We start from the raw sequence: 25,357 nt of genomic DNA, 5'->3' as shown, positions 1-25,357 counted from the left end.
GTGCTAAGGGATGAAACAATAGTGGAGGTAAGAAGAATGCCAGATTATATAAGGAAGTATGAACCTCTTTGGGGAGCTTGGGGGATTGATGATTTAATTGGAGAGGGTAGTTTTGGAAAAGTGTACAAGCTTACCCGTGAGGAATTTGGTCATAAGTACGAAGCTGCTTTAAAGCTTATAAGAGTACCAAGTCGTGAACTATATAAGGAAGCTGTAGATTCAATTGGTAATAATGAAAACTCTCTAACAGAGTATTTTGAAGAGGCAGTTCGTGAAATAGTAAAGGAAATAGAAGTTTTATATACTTTAAAGGGAAATAATAATATTGTTGGATATGAAGAGCATATGATTGTTCCACTAGATGGAGAAATAGGGTGGGACATTCTTATAAAAATGGAGTTTGTAAAGTCCCTTAAAAATTATACATGTGAAAATAGAATGAGTCGAAGGGACATAATCAAGCTTGGAATAGATATATGTTCAGCACTAGAGCTTTGTAATTCAAAGGGAATAATACATAGAGATATAAAGGAAGAGAATATATTTATATCCCAGGATGGAAAGTTCAAGCTTGGGGATTTTGGAATAGCTAAAAAGCTATCTGAAAAAGGTTATACAGTATCTAAAAAAGGAACTCCAATATATATGGCGCCAGAGGTTTATAAGGATGAAAGATATACTTTCAGTGTAGATATATATTCCTTAGGACTAGTGCTTTATAAGCTATTAAATAACGGAAGGTTACCATTTATGCCTCCATACCCAGAGGAGGTTAAGTATCAAGATAGCCAAAGGGCTCTTAATAGAAGGCTTAAGGGAGATGCTATTGAAGCTCCAGTTAATGCAGGTGATAGATTAGCTAAGTGTATTTTAAAAGCATGTGCTTATAATGAAGAAGATAGATACCTATCTCCAAGTGAAATGAAATTGGATTTAGATAATGTTATGAATACAATGCTTGAACAGGATAAGGATGAAAAAGTTACCTTTCTACAAAGTGTTCCAAGTAGAAGTATAGGGAAACAAAATAAGGAATCAACTATCCTAAAGCCTATATCAAATGTTAGTGAAGGGGTAGATGATAAAACACAAAAACAGCCTCCTTCATTTGAAACATTAAGCTATGAAAATAATGATAAAACCTACAAAGATGTTTCTAAAACTGAGAAAATGGTTATTGAAGAAACAGAAAGGTTTAGTAATCTAAGTGATAGTATAGAGAAAACAGAGAGAATGAATTCAATAGATTCACAAACTGTAAAAGAAGATGAGAAGGATTCTAAATATATAAAAGAGAATGAAGAGGATTTAGAAAGACCTAAATGTATACAGGATGATGAAGATGATATAGAGGATTGTGAGTCAGAAGAAATCCCAGTAACAAAACCAAAGGTTACATATATAAAGAAAAAATCTAAAAAGAAGTTATCAATTAAAAACATATTAATAGGAGCCTTTATTATAGGAATAATTATTCCATTTTGCTTTGGAGTTATTACTGGAATTGTACAAGAAATTAAGGGTATCGATAAAACGAAATCTATACAGACAAATAACGATTTAACCGCAGATACATCTACAATAGAAAATGAAGATAATAAAAATTCAAATAATATAGATGATAATTCGAGTTTTATTTCTAAGATTAAAAATAAGATCAAAGGTGATAACAGTACAGATATAGAAAATCAGTGGGAAACAGGAAATTCATCTGCTAATATTTTAAATGGTGGAATTGTAGCAAAACAGGGAGATTACATATACTACTCTAATCAAACTTCAGGTGGGGTGCTTTGCAGAGCTAAAATAGATGGAAGTGAAGCTATCCAGTTATCAGCTGATAATTCAATGGATATAAATGTAGTGGGTGAATGGATTTATTACACCAATGCAAATGATGGATACCTTTATAAAATAAAAGCTGATGGTAGCGGTAGAACGAGGATAGGAGAAGGGTTTGCAAGCTTTGTAAATGTAGTAGGTGATTCTATTTACTATATTAACCCTCAAAATATAAATATATATAAAATGAAAACAGATGGAAGTAATAGCACTTCATTAAGTTCTGATCTTACAGAGGGCTATTCTATAGATGGTGGAATGATATATTACATCAAAATGGAAGGAGACCAAAAGAGGCTGTATAGGATGGATCTTAATGGGAATGATAAAGTGAAGATTTCTGAGGATTATGCCAGAGGGGTAAATGTTTCAGGAGAATTTGTATACTATATAAATCAAGGTGATAACAATAGAATTTATAAGGTGAAAAAAGATGGTAGCTCTAGACAAAGTGTTAGTGATATAAGGGCACTTGAGATAAATGTAGTAGGAAACAAGATTTACTATATTAATTCTGATGATTATAAAGTATATGAAGTTAATTCAGATGGATCAGGAAATAGAATGGTAAGCTCTACAGGAGAGGCTTCTGCTTTAAATATTGCTGGAGATGTTGCATATTTTAGAGGTGGAAATCAAAATCCAATTTTATATAAAATGAATATTAACTAAATACTATGGAATTTAATGTAATGAATATTAAATTAAATAAAACAAAAAATATAAAGGTAACTCTTATATAGTAAGTTGCAAATAAGTATTTAATAATACCTATAAAGGAGTAATCTTATGGCAAGCGATAACACTAAAGAACATAATATTAAAATTCCAATAGAAAAGCACGATACTGCTGCATGGGCGAACATTGAGAAGCTTCAACCAGTTAGTAATGTATCAATACCTCATAAGTCTGAAGTAAGAAATGCTAAGGATTGGGTAGACGCGAATCAAAAGTAGGGAAGTCATATGACTTCCCTTTTTTGTTTATCTATCTGATAAGTGTTTATAGTTTTCATATCTTTCATGTGCATGCTTTTCAGCTATATCAAACATTTCTTCCGCAATTTCTGGGAAAGTATTAATTAAAGAAGAGTAGCGAACTTCTCCCTTAATAAAGTCTTTAAATGCTTTCGTAGGTTCCTTTGAATCAAGTATAAATGGATTCTTACCTTCTTCTTTAAGAAGAGGGTTATATCTATATAGATGCCAATATCCTGATTCTACTGCCTTTTTCTCCTCAGCTATACTTGTTCCCATACCTGTTTTTATACCATGACTTATACAAGGAGCATATGCAATTATCAGTGATGGTCCCTTATATGCTTCAGCTTCAGCTATTGCCTTAATAGTGTGGTTCATATTTGCTCCCATAGCAATTTGGGTTACATATACGTAACCATAACTCATAGCCATCATGCCAAGATCCTTCTTTCGGATCTTTTTACCTGCTGCTGCAAACTTAGCGACTGCTGCTGTAGGAGTAGCTTTAGAGGATTGGCCACCGGTATTAGAGTAGATCTCTGTGTCCATAACAAATATGTTAACGTCATCCCCAGATGATAAAACTTGATCAAGACCGCTAAAGCCTATGTCATATGCCCAGCCATCTCCACCTATCATCCAGTGGGATTTCTTAACTAGATAAGCCTTTTTATCTATGATCTCTTTTAGAACCTCATTGTTATCAAGGGATTCACCTTTAATTGCATCAAGGATTTTTGCTGTAGCAGCTTTAGATCCTTCACCATCATCTATAGATTCTAGCCAATCTTTAAATGCATCCTTTAGAGGAGGACTTATATCCATATCTAATGCTTCCTTGATTAATAAAGAGAGTTTTTCTCTAATTTGCTTTACAGCAAGATACATTCCATAACCATATTCTGCATTATCCTCAAATAGGGAATTTCCCCATGAAGGTCCATGTCCATTTGAATTTGTGGTATATGGAATAGATGGAGCACTACCTCCCCAAATAGATGAACAACCTGTTGCATTAGCTATCATCATTCTATCACCATAAAGCTGTGTTAAAAGTTTTATATATGGAGTTTCACCACAACCAGGACAAGCACCATGGAATTCAAGTAGAGGTCTTACAAATTGACTTCCCTTTAATGTTTTAGGGTCCATTAATGTTTCTTTAGTAGAAAGACTTAACCCAAATTCCCAGTTATCAGACTGTGCTTTAATTTCCTCTTCAGCATTATTCATTATTAATGCTTTACCAAGTGCTGGACAAATATCTGCACAGTTACCACAACCAGTACAATCAAGTGGGCTTATTTGAATTCTATATTCAAGTCCTTCAAGTCCCTTGCCAGCAGCCTTCTTAGAATCAAATCCTTCAGGTGCCTTAGATTTTTCATCCTCATTTAGTAGGTAAGGTCTTATTACTGAGTGAGGACAAATATAAGAACATTGATTACATTGGATACACTTATCAAGTTGCCACTGAGGAATAGTAACAGCAATTCCTCTCTTTTCGTAGGCAGTAGTTCCTAGTGGGAATGTTCCATCCTCCATACCCTTAAAGGAACTAACAGGAAGTTCATCTCCCTCATGTCTTGACATAGGTCTTTGAATCTTCTTTACGAAATCAGGTTCTTCTTTTTCCTTAGTATTTTCATCTTTAGCATCCTTCCAAGTAGATGGAATAGTTACCTTAATAAGAGACTCTATACCTTTATCTATAGATTCTTTGTTCATATCTACTATCTTTTGACCCTTTTTACCATAGGTCTTCTCAACGGATTCTTTTAAGAGTTTAGTTGCATCTTCAACTGGTATAACCTTAGATAGCTTGAAGAATGCTGATTGCATTATCATATTGATTCTTCCACCAAGTCCAATTTCTCCAGCTATAGAGATTGCATCAATTATGTAAAAGTTTATATTATTCTCTGCTATATACCTTTTCATAGAAGCTGGTAGCTTTTCATCAAGTTCAGCTTCACTCCATGGACAGTTTAGTACAAATGTACCATTTTTCTTTAATCCCTTAAGGATGTTAAAGTTATATATAAATGATTTGTTATGGCAAGCAATGTAATCAGCACTAATAACCAGGTAAGGTGACTTTATCTTTTCCTTACCAAATCTTAAGTGAGATATTGTACTTCCACCTGACTTTTTACTATCATAGGAGAAGTATGCCTGAGCGTATAGGTCTGTATTATCCCCAATTATCTTTACAGCTGCCTTATTTGCACCTACTGTTCCATCTGAACCAAGGCCCCAGAATTTGCAGCTTATAGTTCCCTCAGGAGTTGTTTCTATAACTTCTCCCTCAGGAAGTGAGGTATTAGTTATATCATCTTTAATTCCTATAGTAAATCTATCCTTAGGCTCACTTTCCTTAAGGTTATCAAATACAGCTACAATCTGAGATGGAGTTGTATCCTTTGAACCTAGTCCATATCGACCACCTATAATAAGAGGCTTTATAGGTTCATTGTAAAACACCTTACATATATCAAGATATAAAGGCTCTCCAATTGAACCAGGTTCCTTAGTACGATCAAGAACAGCTATTTTCTTAACTGACTTAGGAAATACTTTCATAAAGTACTCAGGAGAAAATGGACGGTATAAGTGAACCTTAATAACGCCAACCTTTTCACCCTTATTAATTAAGTAATCGATGGTTTCTTCTATTGTGTCACACACAGAACCCATTGCAACTATTACGTTCTCAGCATCTGGTGATCCATAGTAGTCAAATGGATGATAACTTCTTCCGGTTATCTTTTCTATTTCCCTCATATAGTTTTCAACGATATCAGGAACTGCTTCATAAAATGAATTTGAAGATTCTCTACCTTGGAAATATATATCAGGGTTTTGAGCTGTTCCACGAAGAGTTGGATGCTCTGGATTTAAGGATCTATCTCTAAATTCCTTGATTGCTTCATAATCAACTAATTTAGCAACATCATCTTGATTGATTACTTCTATCTTTTGATATTCATGTGAAGTTCTAAATCCATCAAAAAAGTGCAGAAATGGTATTCTGGATTTTATAGCAGAAAGGTGAGCTATGTTAGTTAAATCCATTACTTCCTGAACATTTGATGACGCTAAAAGGGCTACCCCTGTTTGTCTTGTAGCCATAACATCTTGGTGATCACCGAAAATTGATAAAGCATGAGTTGCTATTGCTCTAGCAGTTACATGAACTACGCCAGGTAATAGTTCTCCAGCCATTTTATAAAGGTTTGGGATCATTAGTAAAAGTCCCTGTGATGCTGTATATGTAGTTGTAAGTGCCCCAGCTGCTAAGGACCCATGAATTGCACCTGAAGCCCCAGCTTCTGATTGAAGTTCTACAACTTTAACTGGTTGGCCAAATATGTTTTTTCTACCATGTGCGGACCACTCATCAACACTCTCCGCCATCGGTGTTGATGGGGTTATTGGATAGATAGCTGCAATCTCGGTAAAAGCATAGGAACTTTCCGCAGCAGCTTGATTACCGTCCATTGTTTTCATGTTCTTTGGCATAGAATAACCCTCCTTCATCAAGCCTAGATTTTATATAACATGTATATTATTTACCAATTAAATATAATAGATACATAGTTGCAAGAAAAAGAATGAGAAAATAAAAACAAAAAAGATTAATTCGATGATTATGAAAATTATGTGTAATATATAAAAGTATGTAAAAGATGGAATAAAATGTAGAAAGATTCCGGGAGTTGTGGTAATATATTGAAGGTATGATACGTATTTACATTAAATATAGAGAAAAAAACTAACATAAAAAATATTCATAATAGAGTAGTTTAATTATTTTATTATAAACATTCAAAAAAATCATAAGATTTTGTAGAAAAGGTATAAAAAATATGTTAATATATTAACGACATAATTCTGCAGTTATTATGGAAAATTTAATAAAGCATTTAATAAAACATAATATAAAGGGGTAAATGACATGCATAAGAAAATTATAACTATGGTTTTATCATTAGGGGTTTTGGCTTCACTTTTATCAGGATGTGCTCAAAAAGTTGAAAAAGAAGTTAGTACATCAAATGTAACTGTAAAGGAAGAAGTTTATAAAAGAGCACAGGTTAAAAGTGCAGAGGAAGCTCAGAAGCTATTAGTAGAAGGAAACAAAAGATTTGTAAGTGGTAATGTTTTAAATAAGGATTTCAGTAAAGATAATTTAAAGAAGTTAAGTAAGGGTCAAGAGCCATTTGCTGTAATAGTTAGCTGTAGTGACAGTAGAGTTGATGCTGAAGCTCTATTTGATCAAGGCCTTGGAGATCTATTTGTTATTAGAGATGCTGGAAATGTAATGGACAAGATAACTCTAGGTAGTGTAGAGTACGGTGCAGAGCATTTAAAGACTCCACTAATAGTAGTATTAGGACATGAAAAGTGTGGAGCTGTAAAGGCAGCAGTTGATAAAGCAGAAGCTCCAGAAAATATTCAAGCGATAATAGATAAGATTAATGTTCCACTAAAGGTTGTACAAGGTAATAATGTACCAAAGGATAAGATGTACCAAGAAGTGGAGGATGCTAATATAGAGAATACAGTAAATGATATTAAAAAAGACCCTGTTATAGATCATCTAATAAAGGCTAATAAGGTTAAGGTTGTTGGTGCTAAGTACCACATCGAAACTGGAGAAGTTGTATTTGAATAAAATATAGAATTATGACCAATAATAGGAAGAGAAATCTTCCTATTATTTTTTTGTTTTTTTGAATATTTTATATAAAATTTAAATATTATTTAACCTTAACATAAATGTAATATAATGGACAAAAGATTTGCACAGTTATAAAATAAACCTAAAATATAAATTATTTAATTATAAATAATTTGGGAAAGTTTAAAAGGGAGGTATTTATATGCCAAATAGTAAAGAAACTTTACCTGCAAGAAGATTTGCTAGAATTTTAATAGCTGCATTACTAGTATTTGTAAATTTAAGTACTATAACTGGTAAGAGCCTTATGGAGATATTTAACTCTATATTTAGATAATAATAAAATATTAAATAAAAATTACCCCGCTAAGTACAATAAATGCAAAGCTACTTAGCAGGGAGGTATTTTTATTGGAATATAAGATTAGGCATTTTCAGATGATGAAGGTGCTGTAAACACTCTAGCTGCAAGTTCTGTATCAAGCATGTATAAGGCAGCTGGGTTATCTACTGATTTTGATATCTTCTTTAAAAGAGTATTGAAGTTGTTTTCTTCCTCTACCTGTTCATCTACAAACCATCTAAGTAAGCTAAGGGTTGCATGTTCCTTCTCTTCAGTAGCAATATCTACTAAGCTATAGATTCTACTAGTCACTAATTGTTCGTGTTCATATCCCTTCTTAAATAAATCTACTATACCATTATAGTTAGAATCCGGTTTTTCTATTGTATCTAGTTCCACTGTACCACCTTTTTGAAATATATAGTCGTAAAGCTTCATTGCATGGAATAGTTCTTCTTGAGCTTGAATTCTAAAGAAATTAGCAATTCCTGAAAGGTCCATTGATTCAGCATAGGAAGCCATAGCTAAATAAGTATAAGATGAATAAAATTCAAAGTTTACTTGTTCATTAAGTTTTTTAAGTAGATGCTCCTTTAACATGAAAATCTCCTTTTCGATATATTTTTAATTTTGTTAAATAATATTTTGCCCATATTAATAAAAAATTATAAAAAAGTTTTAAATAAATTAAGAAAAAAAGTGAAATATTACAATAAATTTACAATTTTAATATTTTAAGTTAACATATTTATATTATTATAAAGTTAAGTAAGTAATTGAGTGTCTAGAACTATAGATGGGAAAAAATAGTAAGATAAATTAATCATATAGCATGATTGGTTATATAGAAAAGGAGTGGGGGGTTTGATTAATACTTTAGAAGTTAAAGAACATATTAATTACCAATATGAAGAGTTATGCAATATAATTAAGACAGAAAATATTAATTCTGTTTTTCAGCCAATTGTATCTCTTTATGATGCTACGGTAATAGGATATGAGGCACTAAGTAGAGGACCAGAGAATTCTTCTATGCAAAGTCCCGAAGTACTTTTGAATATAGCTAAAGAATATGATAAATTATGGGAACTTGAAGAGCTATTTCGAAGTAAGGCATTAGAAAGTATCTATAATAAAAAGATTGATGTGAAGATATTTTTAAACATTAATCCAATTATTATGAACAGTATGCGATTTAAGGATTCATTTACAAAGGAGTACTTAAGGAAGTATTGCCTTGGAGTTGAAAATATAATTTTTGAAGTTACAGAAAAGGAAATGATATCAGATAGAGAGAGCTTTAGAATTACAATTGAGGATTGTAAAAATGATAATTATAAAATAGCAATTGATGATTTTGGAGCGGGATATTCAGGATTTGGCAGAATATATGATATTAAGCCACACTATATAAAGCTTGATATGGATATTGTCAGAGATATTGATAAAGACAATACTAAACAAGCAATAGTAAAAAGTATATATGAATTCTCTAGATTGTCAGGTTGCAAGTTAGTTGGGGAAGGTATAGAAACAGAGGAAGAATTAAAAACCCTTATAAATATAGGTGTTCAATATGGACAAGGGTATTTCATTCAAAAACCTCATAAGGATATAATGCCTATTAGACAAGAAGTTATTAATATAATAAGAAATCAAAATGATGATGAGATAAGTGAAGTAGGATACAATATATCTAATGTATACATAAGCAGTATTGCAAAGAAAGTAGATACTATTCATACTGATACTCTTGTACGTGATGTTGATAATATATTAAAAAAAAACAAGATTTATTAGGAATGTGCATAGTTGAAAATGATGTGGTAAAGGGTGTTGTAACAAGACATGCTTTCTATACTAAACTTGGCTGGAGATATGGATACAGCCTATATTCATCTAAAGCAATATCAAATATAATGAGTAGAGACTTTCTAAGTGTTGATTATAAAATGCCAATTGACATGGTAATAAAACTTGCAATGTCAAGGGATGAAGATACACTATATGATCATATAACTGTTGTTAAGGATTCTAAGTATTATGGAATAGTAACAGTAAAGGATTTAATTGAAAAAACAATTGAAATAGAAGTCGATAATGCAAGACATTCTAATCCTTTAACGGGAATTCCAGGAAATGTTATCATTGAGCAGAACCTAGAAAAGTGCATTTTTTCTAATGAGAATTATTGTGTAATGTATTTTGATATAGATAATTTTAAAGCATATAATGATATTTATGGCTTTGAAAGTGGAGATAAGGTTATAAAGCTACTAGCAAAGGTTATTAGTCACAATATGCCAAAGGAAAACTTTATAGGTCATATTGGTGGTGATGATTTTATCGCTATATCCTATAGTTATAATGTAGAGGATATTTGCAGTAGTATTATAAAGGATTTTGATATGTTATCTATAGAATACTATGATAAAAAAGACATAGAAAAGGGATATATTACAGCTCAAAATAGACATGGTGTAGAAGAAGAGTTTCCTTTGATTTCATTATCTATAGCAGCTTTAACTAATAAGAGAAAAGAATTTAGAAGTGTTTATGCTTTAGCTAAAGAAGCAAGCAGACTAAAAAGAAAATGTAAACAAAACACAGGTAGTTCATATTTTATTATATAAAGGATTATTAGATGGAAAGTTATATACGAGATAAAGCAAACTATCTCAGAAATAAAAGTTAAATTTTATTCTGAGATAGTTTTTATTTATTCTATACTAAAGCCAGTATCCTCAATACAGTTTTTTATTTCTGACTGGGAAGCAGGATCATTATATATTACTTCAACACTTCCACGTGCAAGGTCAACACAAACTTTATTAACACCGTCAATTTTCTCAAGGGCATTTTTAACTTGAGTTTTCATATTTTGGTTAGCTATTCCATTAACAATATAGTGTCCTCTTTTCATATCACTAATCTCCTTATATAAAAAATTATATAAGTAGTATGCTCATATTCGAGAGAATATATTAAAATTCGATTTTAATCTTGAAAATAATTAAGAGTTTTAAAGTTTAAAAGAAGGAAAAGAAGCTGATATTAGATAACTAACCCTACAAAAATAGTAGGGTTTTTATTTGTGAAAATATAGAACATTTATGTAAGGTAGTGAATATTATGTAATGTACTCGGGTTTTCCTAAGCTCAATAATTATGAAAGGGTGATAAAAATGTTTGGTCCTTTTGGATTTGTTCCATTTGGTTTTGGGCCTATTGTTCCAATAATACCAATACCAATAAACAGAAGACGTAGACGTAGAAGATTTCCAATAGGAATTGGGGTTATACTATAATAAGGATAGGATAGTTAAGAGTTTCATTATATTTTAATAAATCTAAACATTAAAAAGGAAGCGTACAATGTTTTGTAAGGCTTCTTTTTTAATTATTACATATAAGGTATTGACTAATTTTAGGAAATAATATAATATCAAATCATAGTAAACATATAGGAAAAGTTATTCTTATAACTTGCTGGCCAGCAAAAGTAATCATCTATAATTTATAATAATAAAAAAGATTGGAGGAATTGTCATGGATATAAATATAAATTTAATACTAGCAATAGTGTTATCCATAGTGGCAGTTTACGCTATATATAAAATTAAAACTAAGACTAATAAGTTTGCATTTGCTACATTATCAGCACTTGTACTTGGTTTAATCTTAGGTGCTGTATTTAAAAAGGACATAATGTTTCTAGAGGTTGTTGGAAGTGGATATATGTCATTAATTAAAATGATTATTGTACCACTTGTTATGGTTTCACTAATAACTAGTATAATAAGGCTTAAAAACCTAAATACTTTAAAATCAATAGGAGCTAAAACCCTTGTTATTTTACTTGGAACTACTGGTATAGCAGCGGCTATAGGTATAGTAGTAGCTAATGTTTTTAAATTAGGACAAGGGTTAAGTTTTTCAGGAGCAGGGGATTTTAAGGCTAGAGAAATACCTACACTTTCTAAGGTATTAGTGGACATGCTTCCATCAAATCCTTTTGCATCAATAGTTGATAATAAAATAATACCAATAGTTATATTCTCATTATTTATTTCAATTGCTTTAATGACACTGGATAATAAGAGTCCAGAAAAAGCAAAGCCTTTTAAGGACTTTATACTATCAGCATATGATGTAGTGCTTGAAATTACGAGAATAGTACTAAAGTTCATTCCTTATGGAGTATTTGCATTAATAGCTACAGCAGCAGCTAGCAATGGATTAGATACTATAAAATCATTAGCGTGGGTTGTTGCAGCGGTTTATATATCATGCATACTTCAAATTCTACTTGTTCATACACCACTTGTTTCACTAGTTGCAAGAAAGAATCCATTTGCTTTCTTTAAGGGAATTTTCCCAGCACAAACAGTGGCATTTACAAGCCAAAGTAGTTATGGAACACTACCAGTTACAATAAAGTCCTTGGTTGAAGGTGTTGGAGTATCTCAAAACGTTGCAAGTTTTGTTGCACCTTTAGGTTCAGCTATAGGAATGAATGGTTGTGGAGGACTATATCCTGCAATCGTAGCTATATTTGTAGCAAATGTATTTGGAATTCATTTAACGGCATATTCATATGGATTAATAATATTAACAACAGTAGTTTCATCAATTGGAATTGCTGGGGTACCAGGTGCAGCTACAATGTCTACAACAGTTGTATTAGCGACTCTTGGCCTACCAATTGAAGGTATGGCTATGGTAATGGCGGTAGATTCAGTAATTGATATGGCTAGAACAGCTACTAATGTTACTGGATCAGCGGTTACAGCACTAGTTGTAGACGAATCAGAAAAAAGAAAATCATCACATAAAAGTGTTAATGCTTCAAGAACTGTCTAGATAATAAGAATTTAATAAGATAATTTAAGCCTTTGACTAATTAGAAACGTCAAAGGCTTTTTATCTATATATTTTTATTAAATAATAAGAACCTTTATGTAAACTAATGAATATTATGTTATTAGTTAAAGGCAAATAATAGCCTAATAATCTTTAAGGGGGTAATTAAAAATGTTTTATGGATATAATAGATATGGACGCCGTGGAGGCAGAGGATACTATCATGGAGGGAATGGATTCGGGGGATTTGGGGTACCATTTTTACTTGGATACGTAGTAGGAAGAGGACCGTACTATAGACCACCATACTATGGACCATACGGATGGTAGTTTTATTCCAATAGTATATAAAAATAACATTTAGTAATATAAATAGCTGCTGGTAAATATAAAGTGCCAGTAGCTTTTGTAATATTTTATGCTAAAACATTATTTAATTGAAATTCATTTTCTGAGCCTGCAACTCCAGATATTTCAATTGAACTTATATACATATCTTACAGAAACATTTACTCTTTTTGTAAGAACTCTCAATGTTACGAGAAGAGTTCCTATACTAGTTTGAGTTGTAAATGCCACTACTGGTGTAGGGTAGATTTTCTTTATGAACTTCATTAGGCTTACTTTTCCAATAAATGCTACAAGAATGCCTTGTACTACAACAATTTGAAGTATATAAGCAACATAGATAGATAGGAGTACTTTAGTAAGTGGAAGTAATGAACTAAGTCCAAAGTGAGCTGATATAGATGTCATAATGGCAATAACTCCATATGGAACAAGTTCTATAACATGCTTTGTTACTCTAGACATAATGTCTCTAAGTGAATCTATAAATTCCTTTACAGGTCTCGTTTTTTCTCCTCCTTCAAGAATCATAGCAGATGATACAAATAATGAGAATATAACAACAGGGATCATCTTATTCTCTGATAAGGAATAAAGCAAAAATAAAAGGATTGAGCCTTGGAAAAACAAGATTCAATCCTCAAAAGCAAATAAAAGTATCTAGTTATTTGATGTCAATTGAAAATATTTAAAAAAAATATCTATTTCTCTTAGAAGTATTTTGAGTAGTAGATACATTTTCAGTAAGGGATACTTCGTTATTTTTAACATCCGTATCTTTTTCCATAATGGACTGTTTTTGTTTGTTAAAAGATATTTCTTTTTCTTCAATAGATAATTCTCTTTGATTTAGAGATATTTCTTTTTCTTCAATAGATAATCCTCTTTGGTTGATAGATAGTTCCCTTTCGTTAAGTAGAAGTTCCTTTTCTTTAAGAGAAAATTCTCTTTCTTTTAAAGTAAGTTCTAATTCTTTAAGAGAAAGCTCTTTTTCCTTTAACTCAAGATTTTTCTTTTCTATTTCACTAGTTAGTTTATCTGTTAAGTCATTTGATTCAGCATTACTATTTTGTGAGTTAGAAGAAGGCTGATTTGACGAAGTTTCATTTTTATTTGGGTTATTTATGCCACTTCCAAATTTTATGATTGCCATTACAATTACTCCTTTTACATTATTTACTTATACTATAATTTATTAAAATATATTATGAAGTGTTACAAAATTATTTTATAGTATTTTTCATGTGTTAAGTAACAATTTTTTATGTATCTCATAGTATATAGCATAGATAAAGACATTAGAGCTTTAGCTATAATAATTAAATAAAAGAAGGGTGATGAACATGTCAATTATTTCATATCAAGACAATATAGGGATTAGTCCAGGAACTAGTGGTCCAGTAGCTGTACCTCCACAAACTATAAATATACAAGGACAATCAGAAGTTTTCGGAAATAAGTTTACGTTTTGGCAGGGTCAACCGACAAATCCTGGCGTTGGAGATGATTTAGGTTTTACACTGGTATTTGGAAACTATGGTGAAACTGACTTTCCAGCAGGTGGGGTAGATGCAACAGTAGAAGATACACTAACTGTTCCAGCAGGAGTTACTTTAGAATTAAAGAGTGTAAGTCTTCCTCCAAGCTTTATAATAGGTACCTGGGATGGTGTTGCTTTTACACCATTAACACTTGGGCAAACATTTGTTGGAGCACCTGTTAATGGTACAGTTTATACACTTCAATTGAGACAAGGACCTTTAAGTAATGAGGTTCCAAATTTTGCTTTGACTGAAAACTCAGTATATTCTGTAGGATTATTATTAAATGTAGTTGGTATCTAGTCTAAGTAATGTTTATTAATTAGTATTAAGGAGCCCTTTTAAGTTTTAGAATTAATTCTATATTAAAGGGGTTCTTTTTATTTAATATTAATAAATTATGTATTTTATATAATAAAAATTTAAAATTATGTTTTAAATGGGACAAGAAAAAATTACCTTGTCCCAAATTTTTTGTTTTTTGAATACCACAGGTTCTAAATATCTTTTAGCGGTGATTAGAAAAAATAAAACCTCCTTTGTAAAATGGAAGTAGGTTTGCCGACCACAACCAAAAAAGGAGGAGTATCCAAATGGATAATAGTAGTTTAGCAAATAGCAAATGGAACTGTAAATATCATATAGTGTTTACACCAAAGTATAAAAGATAAGCGTTAGATGGGAAGAGAAAAGTAGATATATGAAAAATATTGAGAAAACTATGTGAGCACAAAGGAGTAGAAATTATTGAAGCAAATGCATGTATAGATCATATACACATGTTAGTAAGTATGGCACCAAAATTAAGTGTAGCTCAATTTATGGGATGCTTAAAAGGTAAAAGTTCATTGATGATATTTGATAGACATGCAAATTTAAAGTATAAGTACGGAAATAGACAATTTTGGGGTAAAGGATATTACGTAGATACAGTAGGAAGAAATAAAAAATCAATAGAAAAATATATAAGTAATCAACTATAAGAAGATATAACATATGATCAAATTAGTATGAAAGAATATATAAATCCATTTACAGATGAAAAAGTAAATAGAGGAAAAAAAAGCCCCTTTAAGGGGCATTCTGTGAAAAATATGCGGTTGGCAAACCGTTCAGTGTGTCTAAAGACACAGTCAGAAAGATGCCCTTATAGGGCTAGAGCAAACCCCCAGTTTTACTGGTGGTCATGATTAGTAGTACCTCTTTCTTTTACAAGATCTTTGTTTATTGTGAAAATTATTTTGTCTTTCGCAAACGGAAATTTCTCTTTCATTAAGGGAAGCTTCTCTTTTATCAAGAGTAGCTTCTTTTTCATTAAGAGAAATTTCTCTTTCATAAAGAAGAGCTTCTTTTTCATTAAGATAAGCTGCTCTTTCATTTAAAAGAGCCTCTTTGTCATTAGAAATAACAGCTTTTTTATTAATTTCATAGTCAGATGTATTATTTTCATCTTCTTGATTTTTATTAGCTGTTTTAATTAAAGAACTCTGAGATGATAATGCTTTATTTTTAATATTTCTATTTATATCACCTGAAAAATTTATAGTTGCCAAAGGAATTACCCCTTTCTAGTATTTATTTATAATATAAGTTATTAAATTTATTGAAAAATGTTACAAACTATAATTTATGATTATTATATAATTTATGGTAACAAAAATTTATGTAAACCATAATATGGAGTATAAAGAAATATAATAAGCTTTCATTTATGAATTTAAGAAAGGAAAGGTGATATTAATGGCAAAAATAAACTATGAAAATGGTATTATAGTTGACCCTGTATGTTGTGGGAATATCCATGTACCAGATGTAAACATCCCAGTAAGAAGTGAGGTAAAGGTTTTTGGAAGAAAGTTTGGATTCTGGGAAGGTGAAGAGGAAGAAGAATGTGCTGATAATGGTGACGATATAGGATTTATATTAGTTTTTGGAAACTTTAGTAATAGTAAGTTTGTTGCAACTAGTCAACCAACCGTGGAAGATAAGTTTGTTGTTCCGAGTGGTGTTACTTTGAGAGTAAGGGACTTAAGTCTTCCTCCATGTTTTGAAATAGGTGAAGTTAGTCAATGTACTCAAGGAAGCTTTATACCACTTGCACCTGGTACAGTATTAACTGAGGGAACTCATAAGCTTAGAGTAAGATACAGGGATCAATCAAAATTCGATTTACCTCCACATTCTGTAGCTTCTATAGCATTGCTATTTGAAGTAATTGTATGTTAATAGTAATAAATATATATTAATTAATTAAAGGGACCCATTTAAGAAGTCTAACTTCAAAGGGTCTTTTTTCTTTTTTATGTGAATAATGTGCATAACTTTAAAGAGAAATTGTGAAAAGATAACACTTATATATAATTCCAGTAAAGAAGGTTGTATAATAAATATGTTAACTTAAAGAATACGAATATAAAGGGGTTAGGATATGTTAGCATTAACAATAGGCTTTATACTAGACTTGGCACTAGGGGATCCACATAATCCACTTCATCCAGTTAGAATTATAGGTAACTTTGCAAATCTAGTAGAAAAGTTATTTAGAAGGATTTGTAGGGATAAATTAAAAATTGCAGGAGCTTTAAGTTGGATTTTAATTGTTGCCGTAACTTTTTTAGTAACACTTGCTATAGTGAAGACTTTTTACGCTATTAATCCTATTCTAGGAGTAGGTGTTCAGGGGATATTAATATATTTTTGTATATCTGCTAAGGGGTTAAAGGTTGAAGGTTTAAAGGTTATAAAGACACTTAAAAGTGGAGATATAGAGAAGGCAAGGCATCAGCTTTCATACATAGTAGGTAGAGACACAGCACAGCTTGATGAGAAATCAATTATTAGAGCTGTAGTTGAGACAGTAGCTGAAAATATGTCTGATGGGATAATTGCACCTTTATTATTTGCAGGTCTTGGAGGGGCACCACTTGCAATGGCTTATAAGGCGATAAATACATGTGATTCTATGTTTGGATACAAAAATGATAAGTACATAGACTTTGGGTATGCATCTGCAAAGCTTGATGATGTTTTTAATTATATTCCTGCGAGAATTACAGCATATCTTATAATTATTGCTTCATTTATACTAGGCTATGACTACAAAGGAAGTTATAAGATATATATAAGAGATAGGTATAATCATACAAGCCCTAATAGTGCTCATCCAGAAGCTGCAGCCGCAGGTGCACTTGGGATAAGACTAGGTGGTGCTAATTACTACTTTGGAAAGCTTGTAAAAAAGCCGACTATTGGGGATGAAACTAAGATTATAGAAGTTTCAGATAGCTATAGAACAAATAGTATATTATTTGTTGTAAGTGTTTTAGGATTTATTGTAGCACTTTTACTTAATGTGATTGGAGGTATACTATGGGGATAGGTCATGGTGGAAATGTAGAGGAGATATCAAGAAAATATAATATTAATGAAGCGGATATTATTGATTTTTCAGCTAATATAAATCCACTAGGGTTATGTGGAAATGTTAAGAAAGAAATGATAAAGGCTATAGATAAAGTAGAAAGATACCCAGACATAACATACTTTAATCTTAAAAAAGCTATATCAGGTTATGAAAAGATAAGTGAAGATAATATAGTTCTAGGAAATGGGGCAGCTGAGGTGATATTTAACATAGCACGTGCCCTAAAGCCAAGTAGGGCGCTACTTATAGCACCAACATTTATCGAATATGAAGAAGCATTAGTTTCAGTTAACTGCACCATATCACATTATAAGTTAAATGAAGACTTTATATTAGATTCAAGGTTCATTAGTAAAATTAATGAGGACACTGATATTATATTTATATGTAATCCTAATAATCCAACGGGGATTCTAACAAGTAGAGACTACATAATAGATGTTATAAAAAAGGCAGAAAGGTTTAACGCTACTGTTGTTATAGATGAATCCTTTTTAGACTTTGTAGAGGATAAAGAAGATTATTCAGTAATAGACCTAACTAAACTTCATAAAAATCTAATAGTAGTAAAGTCTTTAACTAAGTTTTTTGCCTTTCCTGGAATAAGAATTGGATATGGAATCACAAGTAATAGCGAATATAAAAGTAATCTAGAAAAGATTAGTGTATCCTGGGCAGTAAATACTGTAGCTAGCTTTGGTGCAGAGGCAGCTTTAAGTGAAAGTGATTACATAAAGGATTCCATTGCCTACGTTAAGAAAGAGAATGAATTTCTATATAGTGAACTTATTAGATTTCCTGAACTTAAAGTATATAAGGGAGCGGTTAACTTTATGTTCTTTAAGTGTAATAAAGAAATAGACCTTAAGGAAAGTCTTTTAAAGCATGGTGTTTTAATTAGAAGCTGTGATAATTATATAGGACTTAAAGTAGGGTACTATAGAGTAGCGGTAAGGACAAGGGATGAAAATATTAAACTAATTCAAGCACTTAAAGAGGTACTTTAAGGTGAAGGAAGTTTTAATTATCTTAGATGGATTAATGGAAAAGTCTCTTGAGGGAATAGATCTAAAGGCCTTAATACTAGGTGATATGGATATTGATTATACCTTAGATGTTACAGACTACTCACTAGAGGGTAAAGACATAGATAGTCTAAACTGTATAATGAATATGCTAGGGTATTCAGCACTTGAACAGGATATTGGGGATAGATCCTTTTATGAAGGCTTAAATCAAGGGATTAAAGATTACGAGTATATACTAAGGTGCAATATAGTAAGAATTAGAAATGGGATACTTGAGGATTTTACAGGGGGAAATCTCTCAGAGAATATAGATAGTATACTTAGAGAAATTAGAGTTGAAGATGGATATGTTAACCCATGCTATAAGTACAAAAATCTTCTAGTTATTAATTCGTCTAAAAATGATTTAACTAGGTGCAAATTTTATCCTCCTCACTTCCATGTAGGAGATGATATAGGTAGGATAATTCCAGAGAATGAATACATTAAGAAGATTATATATGATTCCTATGAGTTTTTTAAATCTAAGGGGATGGAAGGATGTATTCTTTGGCCATGGGGACCTTCGAGAAAGGTAGATTTAGAACCATTTCATAGTAAATACAAAAAGGTGGCAGGAATAGTTAGTGGAATTGATTTAGTTTCAGGTATAGGTAAGGCACTTGGAATGGAAGCTATTCAGCCAATAGAGTGTAATGGAGACTATGATACAAAGCTTAATAAAAAATTAGATGCTTCAATTAGACTTATTAAGAGTGTTGATTTTCTTATAGTTCACATTAATGGATTTGATGAACTAGCCCATAGGAAAGACTTAAATGGTAAGTTAGATTTTGTTAAAAAGGTAAGATTAGAATTTTTAGTACCATTAATTAATAAACTAAGGGCATATGGTAAGTGTGATATAACTATTACCTGTGATCATAGAACGGACTCTCTATCTGGAGCCCATGAAAAGGGAGATGTTCCTATTTTGAGAATACATTAAATAGCTGACAAGATATAAGTTGTCAGCTATTTTTAACTTATATAAGGATAAGGAGGAATAATGTTTAGTGTAAATGATATGGTAGAGGTTTTGAGAAGTAATAGTACAATTGCTATTCCGATAAGCCTTTTGGTTAGTATAATAATATCATTAATAGGGGTTCTCCCTTCAGTGTTTGTAACAGGGGCGAATATAGTTTTCTTTGGTCCTATAAATGGTTTTTTAATATCTTTACTTGGTGAAGTGATAGGTGCTTATATTACATTTAAGGTGTATAGGCTTGGATTTAAAAAGAGGATAGAAAAGATTACAGATAAGTACAAGCTTATTTCTAAGATAGCAAGTAGTAGCGGAAAGTGGGTAGGACTTTTAATATTTCAAGGGAGGTTGATACCCTTTGTACCCTCAGGACTTGTTACCTTAGCAGCCTCTATTAGTAGTGTAAATGCTTCGGTATTTAATATAGCCACTATATTTGGGAAGGCACCATCTATTGCACTAGAGGCATTGGTTAGTTATGATGTGATCAATATTCAGGAAAACTTTATAAGACTTATTATAACTATTATTGGACTCCTACTTTTAATGATAACAATAAGAAAAAAGTAATAGATTTATATTAGCATCGACTTAATTAATATATAAATTGATAAGGAGGAATAAAATGTTAATTGATATGACTTTAAAAATAACACCTAAAATGGTAGCTGATGCAGAGGGGAATGGAATGAAGTCACTTGTGGGACATCTAGGAACACACTTTGATGTTATGAATAAGGAATTCCCACTAGATTATGTTGAACGTAATGGAATAGTGTTTGATGTTAGTAAAATTCAAGATAGGGATATATCTACAGAAGATATTGATTTACATAAGGTTGAAAAAGGAATGTTTGTTGCATTTTTTACAGGATTTATAGAGAAGGAAGAGTATGGTAGTAAGAAGTATTTTAATGAACATCCGCAGATTTCAAATGAATTGATTGATGCACTATTATATAAAGAAATCTCTATTATTGGTATAGATTTTGCAGGAGTAAGAAGAGGAAAAGAGCATACTGCAAAGGATCAATACTGTGCGGATAAAGGGGTATTTATTATTGAGAATCTGTGTAACCTTAAAGAGGTTCTTAAGGGAGAGATGAGTGTAGGATTCAAGGTAAATACCTATCCTGTAAACTTTACAGGAGTGACAGGACTTCCTTGCAGAGTAGTTGCAAAGATATAGGATAAGGCACTTAGTACTTAGGAAATGCATAATATGTATAAACAAGTTGTATGTATTGTTAAAATAAGTTAGAATAAAAACTGAAGAAGGTAAAAACCTTCTAAAAAGAAAGGAAAAGGTATTTAAACATGAAGATGTAATCCACTTTTAAAAGGTTTCTAAAATGTAATAACTCTAAATTAAAAATCTTCTTAAAAGAAGGTTTTAAGGTTATGCATTTTTTAAAAAACTTGTGAGTGGATGGTATTTTGTTTAAACCTAAGGCTTTTCTTATTTTAAGAAGTTAGTTTATATTAGCCTTGTGCTAATTATTATTACTCTTTTATATTTTAAAAGACTATATTCTATGTCATAGTTTTATAGTCTATCAATATATAGAGTATAAGTGATTTAATAGGAAACATTGGTTTAATATTTTAATACAAGAGAACTACTATCCTCTCCAAGTTATAAGGAGGGGTTTTTTTATGCTATTAATTGAATGTGCAAATATTAAAAAATACTATGGGGATAGATTAATACTTGATATAGAAGGTCTAAAGATTTACTCAAATGACCGTATAGGTGTAGTTGGGCTGAATGGTATGGGGAAAACTACTTTGCTCAATATATTGTGTGGGAATCTAAATCCAGATGAAGGTTTTGTCAAAAGATATAAAAGCTTTAGTTATATATCACAACTAGAGACGACCATTGAGGAAGCGGTTAGCGGCGAGACAGCTAGTAAATTTGGAATATCAGAAGCACTAAAGGAGTATATGAGTGGAGGAGAAAAGACTAAATTTAGGCTAGCTAAGGGGCTAGATGAAAGAAGTGAAATTATATTTGCAGATGAGCCTACCCCGAACCTTGATATAGATTCTGTAAAGCTTATTGAGGAAAAGTTTAAAGCCTATAAGGGTGCTTTAGTTATAGTGTCTCATGATAGAAGTTTCCTTGATAGGATTTGTAATAAAATTCTAGAGATTGATAAAGGAAAGTTAAAGATATATACAGGAAATTACACAGCTTATAAGGAACAAAGAGAAAAGGAGAATGAAAGGGCTCGATTCGAATATGAAAAGTATCAAAGGGAAAAGAAAAGACTTGAAAATGTCATGGTAGAAACCAATGAAAAGGGAAGGTCTATAAAAAAGGCCCCTTCAAGAATGGGGAATTCTGAAGCAAGGCTCCACAAAATGGGAGACCAAAGGGCTAAGGCAAATTTAGATAGAGCTGCAAAGAGTATTAAGTCTAGACTTAATAATTTAGAGGTTAAAGAAAAACCAAGTGAAGTTGATAAAATAAAACTAGATGCTTTAAGTAGTGGTAAGCTTCACAGCAAAATTCTCATAAGTGGAAAAAATATAAATAAGGAATTTAAAGATAAGGTTATCTTTAAAGGTGCAAGCTTTGACATTTACAATGGATCTAAAACTGCATTAATAGGGGCTAATGGTAGTGGAAAGACCACTTTGATAAATATGATAATGAAAGGTAACTCATCTCTTAAAATATCTAATGTAGCTAAGATAGGATATTTTAGTCAGTCTCTTGATATATTAGATGAGAATTCTAGCATTATAGAAAATATTATGAAGGAGTCTATATATAGTGAAAGCTTTGCACGAACTCTTCTGGCAAGACTTTTGTTTAAAAAAGAGGATATCTATAAAAAGGTAGAACTTCTTAGTGGAGGAGAGAGGGTAAAGGCTTCCTTTGCAAAAATATTTCTAAGGGATATAAACCTTCTTATACTAGATGAGCCTACAAACTATTTAGATATATATTCTATGGAGGCTCTAGAAGAAGCACTGAGGGATTATCCAAAAACCATACTATTTGTTTCCCACGATAGGGGATTTGTAAGTTCTATAGCTGACAATGTTCTTTCGATAGAAGACAAGAAGTTTGTGTCCTTCAAAGGAACATATGAGGAATTTATTGAAAGCAAAACGAAGAAGATAGATAACTCTAGGGAGGAAAAAGAAAAGAGAATATTGATACTTGAAAATAGGATTAGTGAACTTATAGGAAGATTATCTATGCCAAGTAAAAAAGATAATGTAGAGATGCTAGACAAGGAATACAGGTCGGTACTTTTAGAACTAAAGGAATTAAGGAGGTAAGGATATAGTTTGTCAATTATCAAGTAAAGATAGCCATTATCTAATATTACTAGCGGATATTGCTCTTTTTATAATCGGCTCAATTATGTATAGGATTTATGAGTGAAAATAATATTCCATTTACCGTAGAAAAGAATTGTGATTAACTTAAATCACAATTCTTTATATAATAATCTAAAGAATTTTTATTTAACACCTAGCATCATTGTAATGCAATTTGCTAAGTCCTGTCCATATACACCACACATATGTATGCATTGAGCTAAAGCTTGACCTATCATTATAACACCTCCTACAAATTATATTTAAATCATAATCAAAAGTTGTGTAGATGTTATGAAGAATATAGTCTTAAATCTCATCTTCAAAAACTACCTTATTAGCTCCAGCGGAAATACTAAAGTAAATTAAAGCTATGTTAAATGCTATAAATATTAGTATAGGTACTGTCCATGATGCAGTAAAATCATATATTGCCCCTATGAGTATTGGACCTACAGCAGCTAGCATATGACCTATACATTGTGCCATTCCAGAAAGCTCTGAAGCCTCTTTAGCGTTTGAGCTACGTAGCCCTATAAATAACATTGCAAGACATAGGCTAGAGCCTATTCCTATTCCAATAAGTACAATAGATATAAATAATATTGGTTTATAATTACTAAACAAAAATAATATTGTACCTAATAAGTACATACTAGAAAAAATAACTGCAATAACTCTTTGATCCTTAAAATGCCTTCCTATAACAGGAATTATAAGTGATGTAGCAGTTGTTATTAATTGAAGAAATAACGCAATATAGCCTGAATTCTTAGGGGAGATACCATGGCTTTGTAGAATAGAAGGCATCCAAGCTAATATACAATAGAACAATATAGCCTGAACTCCAAAATAAAGGGTAACCTTCCACGCTAAAGATGATTTCCACATTGACGGGGTGTTCTTAAGGTTTTCGCTTACTTTCTTAGCATCTACAGCCACATTGTTTTTATAAAACACCTGTGGCATCCAAGCAATAATACCAATAAAAGCAAGCATTGCCCAAAACCCTAGGGAGTTTCTCCAACCAAGGTTTAATTCAGTAGCTAATGGAACACTAAAGCCAAGGGCTACTGCAGCGAAACCTGCCATAGATGTAGTATAAATACTTGTCATTACCCCTACCTTATCTGGGAATCTAAGTTTTATCAAACTAGGAAGCAGAACATTTCCTATCCCAATTCCAAGTCCTATCAAAATAGTTCCTATAAAAACACCTATAAGTCCTGTATATGAACGAATTAAAATTCCAACAAATATAGAAATAAGCCCTGAAAGCATTGTTATTCCTGGACCTAGCTTTGAGATTAATTTAGGTACAAAGGGAGAACAAATAGCAAATGCTATTATTGGTATAGTTGTAATAAGTCCCATAATAGAATGTGAAATCATAAGATCCTTAGAAATTAAGTTAGCAAGGGGACCAACTGAGGCTATGGCTGGTCTTAGGTTAATAGAAGTGAAGATAATTCCTAAAATAATTAATACTTGTTTTTTATTTTTCATACGTAGCTCATCTCCATTTTTAATTAAAGTTAATCTAAATATATAATAACATAATCTTTAAATTAGAATATAAAAAAGGGATTATTGACAAAATAATTAAAAGGATTATAATGAAATTATAAGACACCCCCCCCCTGGGGGTGGGGAGGTGATAAGGTGAATGAAGATAGAAAAAAGGCTCTTCAATCATTAAAGACTGCAAAGGGGCAGCTTGAAGGAATTATTAAAATGATTGAGGACGAAAGATATTGTATAGATATCTCTAATCAAATATTAGCTTCACAATCATTACTAAAAAAAGCAAACTTAATAATACTACAAAGACATTTAAATCACTGTGTTAAAGAAGCTTGTAAAAGTAATGATAGTGACGAGAAGATAGAAGAAATCAACAAAATCTTAGAGAAGATTCTCTCTAAGTAGGAGGTGAA

Annotated in this window: 25 protein-coding genes and 1 pseudogene; 19 read left to right on the top strand and 7 right to left on the bottom strand. The window is 31.5% G+C overall.

Translation table 11 applies throughout. The features are described 5' to 3' along the window. Positions 1-36: 36 nt before the first annotated feature. Both CLCY_RS13345 and CLCY_RS13480 read left to right on the top strand, forming a co-directional pair. Positions 37-2,514: a DUF5050 domain-containing protein gene (locus CLCY_RS13345; RefSeq protein ID WP_152668120.1), complete on the top strand. Its 2,478-nt coding sequence runs from the start codon at positions 37-39 to the stop codon at positions 2,512-2,514. A 117-nt stretch (positions 2,515-2,631) separates the two neighbouring features. After that, positions 2,632-2,799, top strand: a complete 168-nt coding sequence (locus tag CLCY_RS13480; protein ID WP_082141740.1) for a CDIF630_02480 family spore surface protein — start codon at positions 2,632-2,634, stop codon at positions 2,797-2,799. Positions 2,800-2,826: 27 nt separating this feature from the next. Here CLCY_RS13480 and nifJ read toward each other — a convergent pair whose 3' ends face one another. Then, positions 2,827-6,345 carry a pyruvate:ferredoxin (flavodoxin) oxidoreductase gene (nifJ, locus tag CLCY_RS06900; protein WP_048570380.1) on the bottom strand — a complete coding sequence of 1,173 codons (3,519 nt, stop codon included), beginning with the start codon at positions 6,343-6,345 and terminating at the stop codon, positions 2,827-2,829. A 436-nt stretch (positions 6,346-6,781) separates the two neighbouring features. On the opposite strand from nifJ, the gene CLCY_RS06895 reads away from it, so the two are divergent. Together CLCY_RS06895 and CLCY_RS14085 are read left to right on the top strand one after the other, a co-directional pair. Continuing rightward, on the top strand, positions 6,782-7,501 hold the full coding sequence (locus CLCY_RS06895) for a carbonic anhydrase (RefSeq protein ID WP_048570379.1): 720 nt from the start codon (positions 6,782-6,784) through the stop codon (positions 7,499-7,501). Between the two features lie 208 nt (positions 7,502-7,709). Further along, positions 7,710-7,844, top strand: coding sequence for a hypothetical protein (locus tag CLCY_RS14085; RefSeq protein WP_278336149.1), 135 nt, complete (start codon positions 7,710-7,712; stop codon positions 7,842-7,844). Between the two features lie 87 nt (positions 7,845-7,931). Here CLCY_RS14085 and CLCY_RS06890 read toward each other — a convergent pair whose 3' ends face one another. Next, positions 7,932-8,450, bottom strand: a complete 519-nt coding sequence (locus tag CLCY_RS06890) for a ferritin (protein WP_048570378.1) — start codon at positions 8,448-8,450, stop codon at positions 7,932-7,934. Positions 8,451-8,714: 264 nt separating this feature from the next. Between CLCY_RS06890 and CLCY_RS13985 the strand changes: the two genes are divergently transcribed. Both CLCY_RS13985 and cas8a1 read left to right on the top strand, forming a co-directional pair. Beyond that, positions 8,715-9,650, top strand: a complete 936-nt coding sequence (locus tag CLCY_RS13985; RefSeq protein ID WP_242844948.1) for an EAL domain-containing protein — start codon at positions 8,715-8,717, stop codon at positions 9,648-9,650. A 2-nt stretch (positions 9,651-9,652) separates the two neighbouring features. After that, positions 9,653-10,483 carry a type I-B CRISPR-associated protein Cas8b1/Cst1 gene (gene cas8a1, locus CLCY_RS13980; RefSeq protein WP_242844947.1) on the top strand — a complete coding sequence of 277 codons (831 nt, stop codon included), beginning with the start codon at positions 9,653-9,655 and terminating at the stop codon, positions 10,481-10,483. Positions 10,484-10,569: 86 nt separating this feature from the next. Here the strand turns inward: cas8a1 and CLCY_RS06880 are convergent, their stop codons facing one another. Beyond that, positions 10,570-10,773, bottom strand: a complete 204-nt coding sequence (locus tag CLCY_RS06880; RefSeq protein WP_048570377.1) for a heavy-metal-associated domain-containing protein — start codon at positions 10,771-10,773, stop codon at positions 10,570-10,572. 262 nt (positions 10,774-11,035) lie between these two features. Between CLCY_RS06880 and CLCY_RS14080 the strand changes: the two genes are divergently transcribed. The 3 genes from CLCY_RS14080 to CLCY_RS13765 all read left to right on the top strand — a co-directional run bounded on the left by CLCY_RS14080 (position 11,036) and on the right by CLCY_RS13765 (position 13,043). Next, complete coding sequence (locus CLCY_RS14080; RefSeq protein ID WP_278336148.1) at positions 11,036-11,158, top strand: hypothetical protein; 123 nt, start codon at positions 11,036-11,038, stop codon at positions 11,156-11,158. 241 nt (positions 11,159-11,399) lie between these two features. Continuing rightward, complete coding sequence (locus CLCY_RS06875) at positions 11,400-12,713, top strand: dicarboxylate/amino acid:cation symporter (RefSeq protein WP_048570376.1); 1,314 nt, start codon at positions 11,400-11,402, stop codon at positions 12,711-12,713. Positions 12,714-12,884: 171 nt separating this feature from the next. Further along, positions 12,885-13,043: a hypothetical protein gene (locus CLCY_RS13765; protein ID WP_161797114.1), complete on the top strand. Its 159-nt coding sequence runs from the start codon at positions 12,885-12,887 to the stop codon at positions 13,041-13,043. A gap of 144 nt (positions 13,044-13,187) precedes the next feature. On the opposite strand, the gene CLCY_RS06870 is transcribed toward CLCY_RS13765, so the two are convergent. After that, positions 13,188-13,661: a dicarboxylate/amino acid:cation symporter gene (locus CLCY_RS06870; RefSeq protein ID WP_152668119.1), complete on the bottom strand. Its 474-nt coding sequence runs from the start codon at positions 13,659-13,661 to the stop codon at positions 13,188-13,190. Between the two features lie 88 nt (positions 13,662-13,749). Continuing rightward, complete coding sequence (locus tag CLCY_RS06865) at positions 13,750-14,214, bottom strand: hypothetical protein (RefSeq protein WP_048570374.1); 465 nt, start codon at positions 14,212-14,214, stop codon at positions 13,750-13,752. Between the two features lie 190 nt (positions 14,215-14,404). On the opposite strand from CLCY_RS06865, the gene CLCY_RS06860 reads away from it, so the two are divergent. Beyond that, complete coding sequence (locus CLCY_RS06860) at positions 14,405-14,905, top strand: hypothetical protein (RefSeq protein WP_048570373.1); 501 nt, start codon at positions 14,405-14,407, stop codon at positions 14,903-14,905. A 290-nt stretch (positions 14,906-15,195) separates the two neighbouring features. Then, positions 15,196-15,663 (top strand): annotated as a pseudogene (gene tnpA / locus CLCY_RS06855) (IS200/IS605 family transposase); the annotation flags it as partial. Between the two features lie 129 nt (positions 15,664-15,792). Here the strand turns inward: tnpA and CLCY_RS06850 are convergent. Next, positions 15,793-16,155, bottom strand: coding sequence for a hypothetical protein (locus CLCY_RS06850; RefSeq protein ID WP_048570372.1), 363 nt, complete (start codon positions 16,153-16,155; stop codon positions 15,793-15,795). Between the two features lie 187 nt (positions 16,156-16,342). On the opposite strand from CLCY_RS06850, the gene CLCY_RS06845 reads away from it, so the two are divergent. The 7 genes from CLCY_RS06845 (at position 16,343) to abc-f (ending at position 23,378) form a co-directional block, all read left to right on the top strand. Continuing rightward, a complete protein-coding gene (locus tag CLCY_RS06845; protein WP_048570371.1) occupies positions 16,343-16,828 on the top strand; it encodes a hypothetical protein in 486 nt (161 codons plus the stop codon). 202 nt (positions 16,829-17,030) lie between these two features. Further along, positions 17,031-17,981, top strand: a complete 951-nt coding sequence (gene cbiB, locus CLCY_RS06840; protein WP_048570370.1) for an adenosylcobinamide-phosphate synthase CbiB — start codon at positions 17,031-17,033, stop codon at positions 17,979-17,981. Further along, positions 17,972-19,033: a threonine-phosphate decarboxylase CobD gene (gene cobD / locus CLCY_RS06835; protein WP_048570369.1), complete on the top strand. Its 1,062-nt coding sequence runs from the start codon at positions 17,972-17,974 to the stop codon at positions 19,031-19,033. The genes cbiB and cobD overlap by 10 nt, the downstream gene beginning before the upstream one ends. A gap of 1 nt (position 19,034) precedes the next feature. Beyond that, positions 19,035-20,042, top strand: coding sequence for a hypothetical protein (locus CLCY_RS06830; RefSeq protein WP_048570368.1), 1,008 nt, complete (start codon positions 19,035-19,037; stop codon positions 20,040-20,042). Positions 20,043-20,102: 60 nt separating this feature from the next. Next, positions 20,103-20,651 carry a TVP38/TMEM64 family protein gene (locus tag CLCY_RS06825; protein ID WP_048570367.1) on the top strand — a complete coding sequence of 183 codons (549 nt, stop codon included), beginning with the start codon at positions 20,103-20,105 and terminating at the stop codon, positions 20,649-20,651. Positions 20,652-20,706: 55 nt separating this feature from the next. Then, positions 20,707-21,270, top strand: a complete 564-nt coding sequence (locus CLCY_RS06820) for a cyclase family protein (RefSeq protein ID WP_048570366.1) — start codon at positions 20,707-20,709, stop codon at positions 21,268-21,270. Positions 21,271-21,737: 467 nt separating this feature from the next. Continuing rightward, entirely contained in the window at positions 21,738-23,378 is a 1,641-nt protein-coding gene (gene abc-f, locus CLCY_RS06815; RefSeq protein WP_048570365.1) for a ribosomal protection-like ABC-F family protein, read from the top strand. A gap of 351 nt (positions 23,379-23,729) precedes the next feature. On the opposite strand, the gene CLCY_RS06810 is transcribed toward abc-f, so the two are convergent. After that, on the bottom strand, positions 23,730-24,926 hold the full coding sequence (locus tag CLCY_RS06810; protein ID WP_048570364.1) for a CynX/NimT family MFS transporter: 1,197 nt from the start codon (positions 24,924-24,926) through the stop codon (positions 23,730-23,732). Between the two features lie 156 nt (positions 24,927-25,082). On the opposite strand from CLCY_RS06810, the gene CLCY_RS06805 reads away from it, so the two are divergent. Continuing rightward, positions 25,083-25,349, top strand: coding sequence for a metal-sensing transcriptional repressor (locus tag CLCY_RS06805; protein ID WP_048570363.1), 267 nt, complete (start codon positions 25,083-25,085; stop codon positions 25,347-25,349). The last annotated feature ends 8 nt before the right edge of the window (positions 25,350-25,357 follow it).

The sequence above is a fragment of the Clostridium cylindrosporum DSM 605 genome (genome assembly GCF_001047375.1).
GTDB lineage: Bacteria > Bacillota > Clostridia > Clostridiales > Caloramatoraceae > Clostridium_AB > Clostridium_AB cylindrosporum.
Note: the sequence above shows the minus strand (reverse complement) of the source record. Positions and strands in the feature narration are given on the sequence as shown.

Coding starts and splice junctions, on each gene's coding strand:
- CLCY_RS13345 (WP_152668120.1), top strand. CDS start 37: ATGCCAGATTATATAAGGAAGTATGAACCTCTTTGGGGAGCTTGGGGG.
- CLCY_RS13480 (WP_082141740.1), top strand. CDS start 2,632: ATGGCAAGCGATAACACTAAAGAACATAATATTAAAATTCCAATAGAA.
- nifJ (WP_048570380.1), bottom strand. CDS start 6,345: ATGCCAAAGAACATGAAAACAATGGACGGTAATCAAGCTGCTGCGGAA.
- CLCY_RS06895 (WP_048570379.1), top strand. CDS start 6,782: ATGCATAAGAAAATTATAACTATGGTTTTATCATTAGGGGTTTTGGCT.
- CLCY_RS14085 (WP_278336149.1), top strand. CDS start 7,710: ATGCCAAATAGTAAAGAAACTTTACCTGCAAGAAGATTTGCTAGAATT.
- CLCY_RS06890 (WP_048570378.1), bottom strand. CDS start 8,450: ATGTTAAAGGAGCATCTACTTAAAAAACTTAATGAACAAGTAAACTTT.
- cas8a1 (WP_242844947.1), top strand. CDS start 9,653: ATGTGCATAGTTGAAAATGATGTGGTAAAGGGTGTTGTAACAAGACAT.
- CLCY_RS06880 (WP_048570377.1), bottom strand. CDS start 10,773: ATGAAAAGAGGACACTATATTGTTAATGGAATAGCTAACCAAAATATG.
- CLCY_RS14080 (WP_278336148.1), top strand. CDS start 11,036: ATGTTTGGTCCTTTTGGATTTGTTCCATTTGGTTTTGGGCCTATTGTT.
- CLCY_RS06875 (WP_048570376.1), top strand. CDS start 11,400: ATGGATATAAATATAAATTTAATACTAGCAATAGTGTTATCCATAGTG.
- CLCY_RS13765 (WP_161797114.1), top strand. CDS start 12,885: ATGTTTTATGGATATAATAGATATGGACGCCGTGGAGGCAGAGGATAC.
- CLCY_RS06865 (WP_048570374.1), bottom strand. CDS start 14,214: ATGGCAATCATAAAATTTGGAAGTGGCATAAATAACCCAAATAAAAAT.
- CLCY_RS06860 (WP_048570373.1), top strand. CDS start 14,405: ATGTCAATTATTTCATATCAAGACAATATAGGGATTAGTCCAGGAACT.
- CLCY_RS06845 (WP_048570371.1), top strand. CDS start 16,343: ATGGCAAAAATAAACTATGAAAATGGTATTATAGTTGACCCTGTATGT.
- cbiB (WP_048570370.1), top strand. CDS start 17,031: ATGTTAGCATTAACAATAGGCTTTATACTAGACTTGGCACTAGGGGAT.
- cobD (WP_048570369.1), top strand. CDS start 17,972: ATGGGGATAGGTCATGGTGGAAATGTAGAGGAGATATCAAGAAAATAT.
- CLCY_RS06825 (WP_048570367.1), top strand. CDS start 20,103: ATGTTTAGTGTAAATGATATGGTAGAGGTTTTGAGAAGTAATAGTACA.
- CLCY_RS06820 (WP_048570366.1), top strand. CDS start 20,707: ATGTTAATTGATATGACTTTAAAAATAACACCTAAAATGGTAGCTGAT.
- abc-f (WP_048570365.1), top strand. CDS start 21,738: ATGCTATTAATTGAATGTGCAAATATTAAAAAATACTATGGGGATAGA.
- CLCY_RS06810 (WP_048570364.1), bottom strand. CDS start 24,926: ATGAAAAATAAAAAACAAGTATTAATTATTTTAGGAATTATCTTCACT.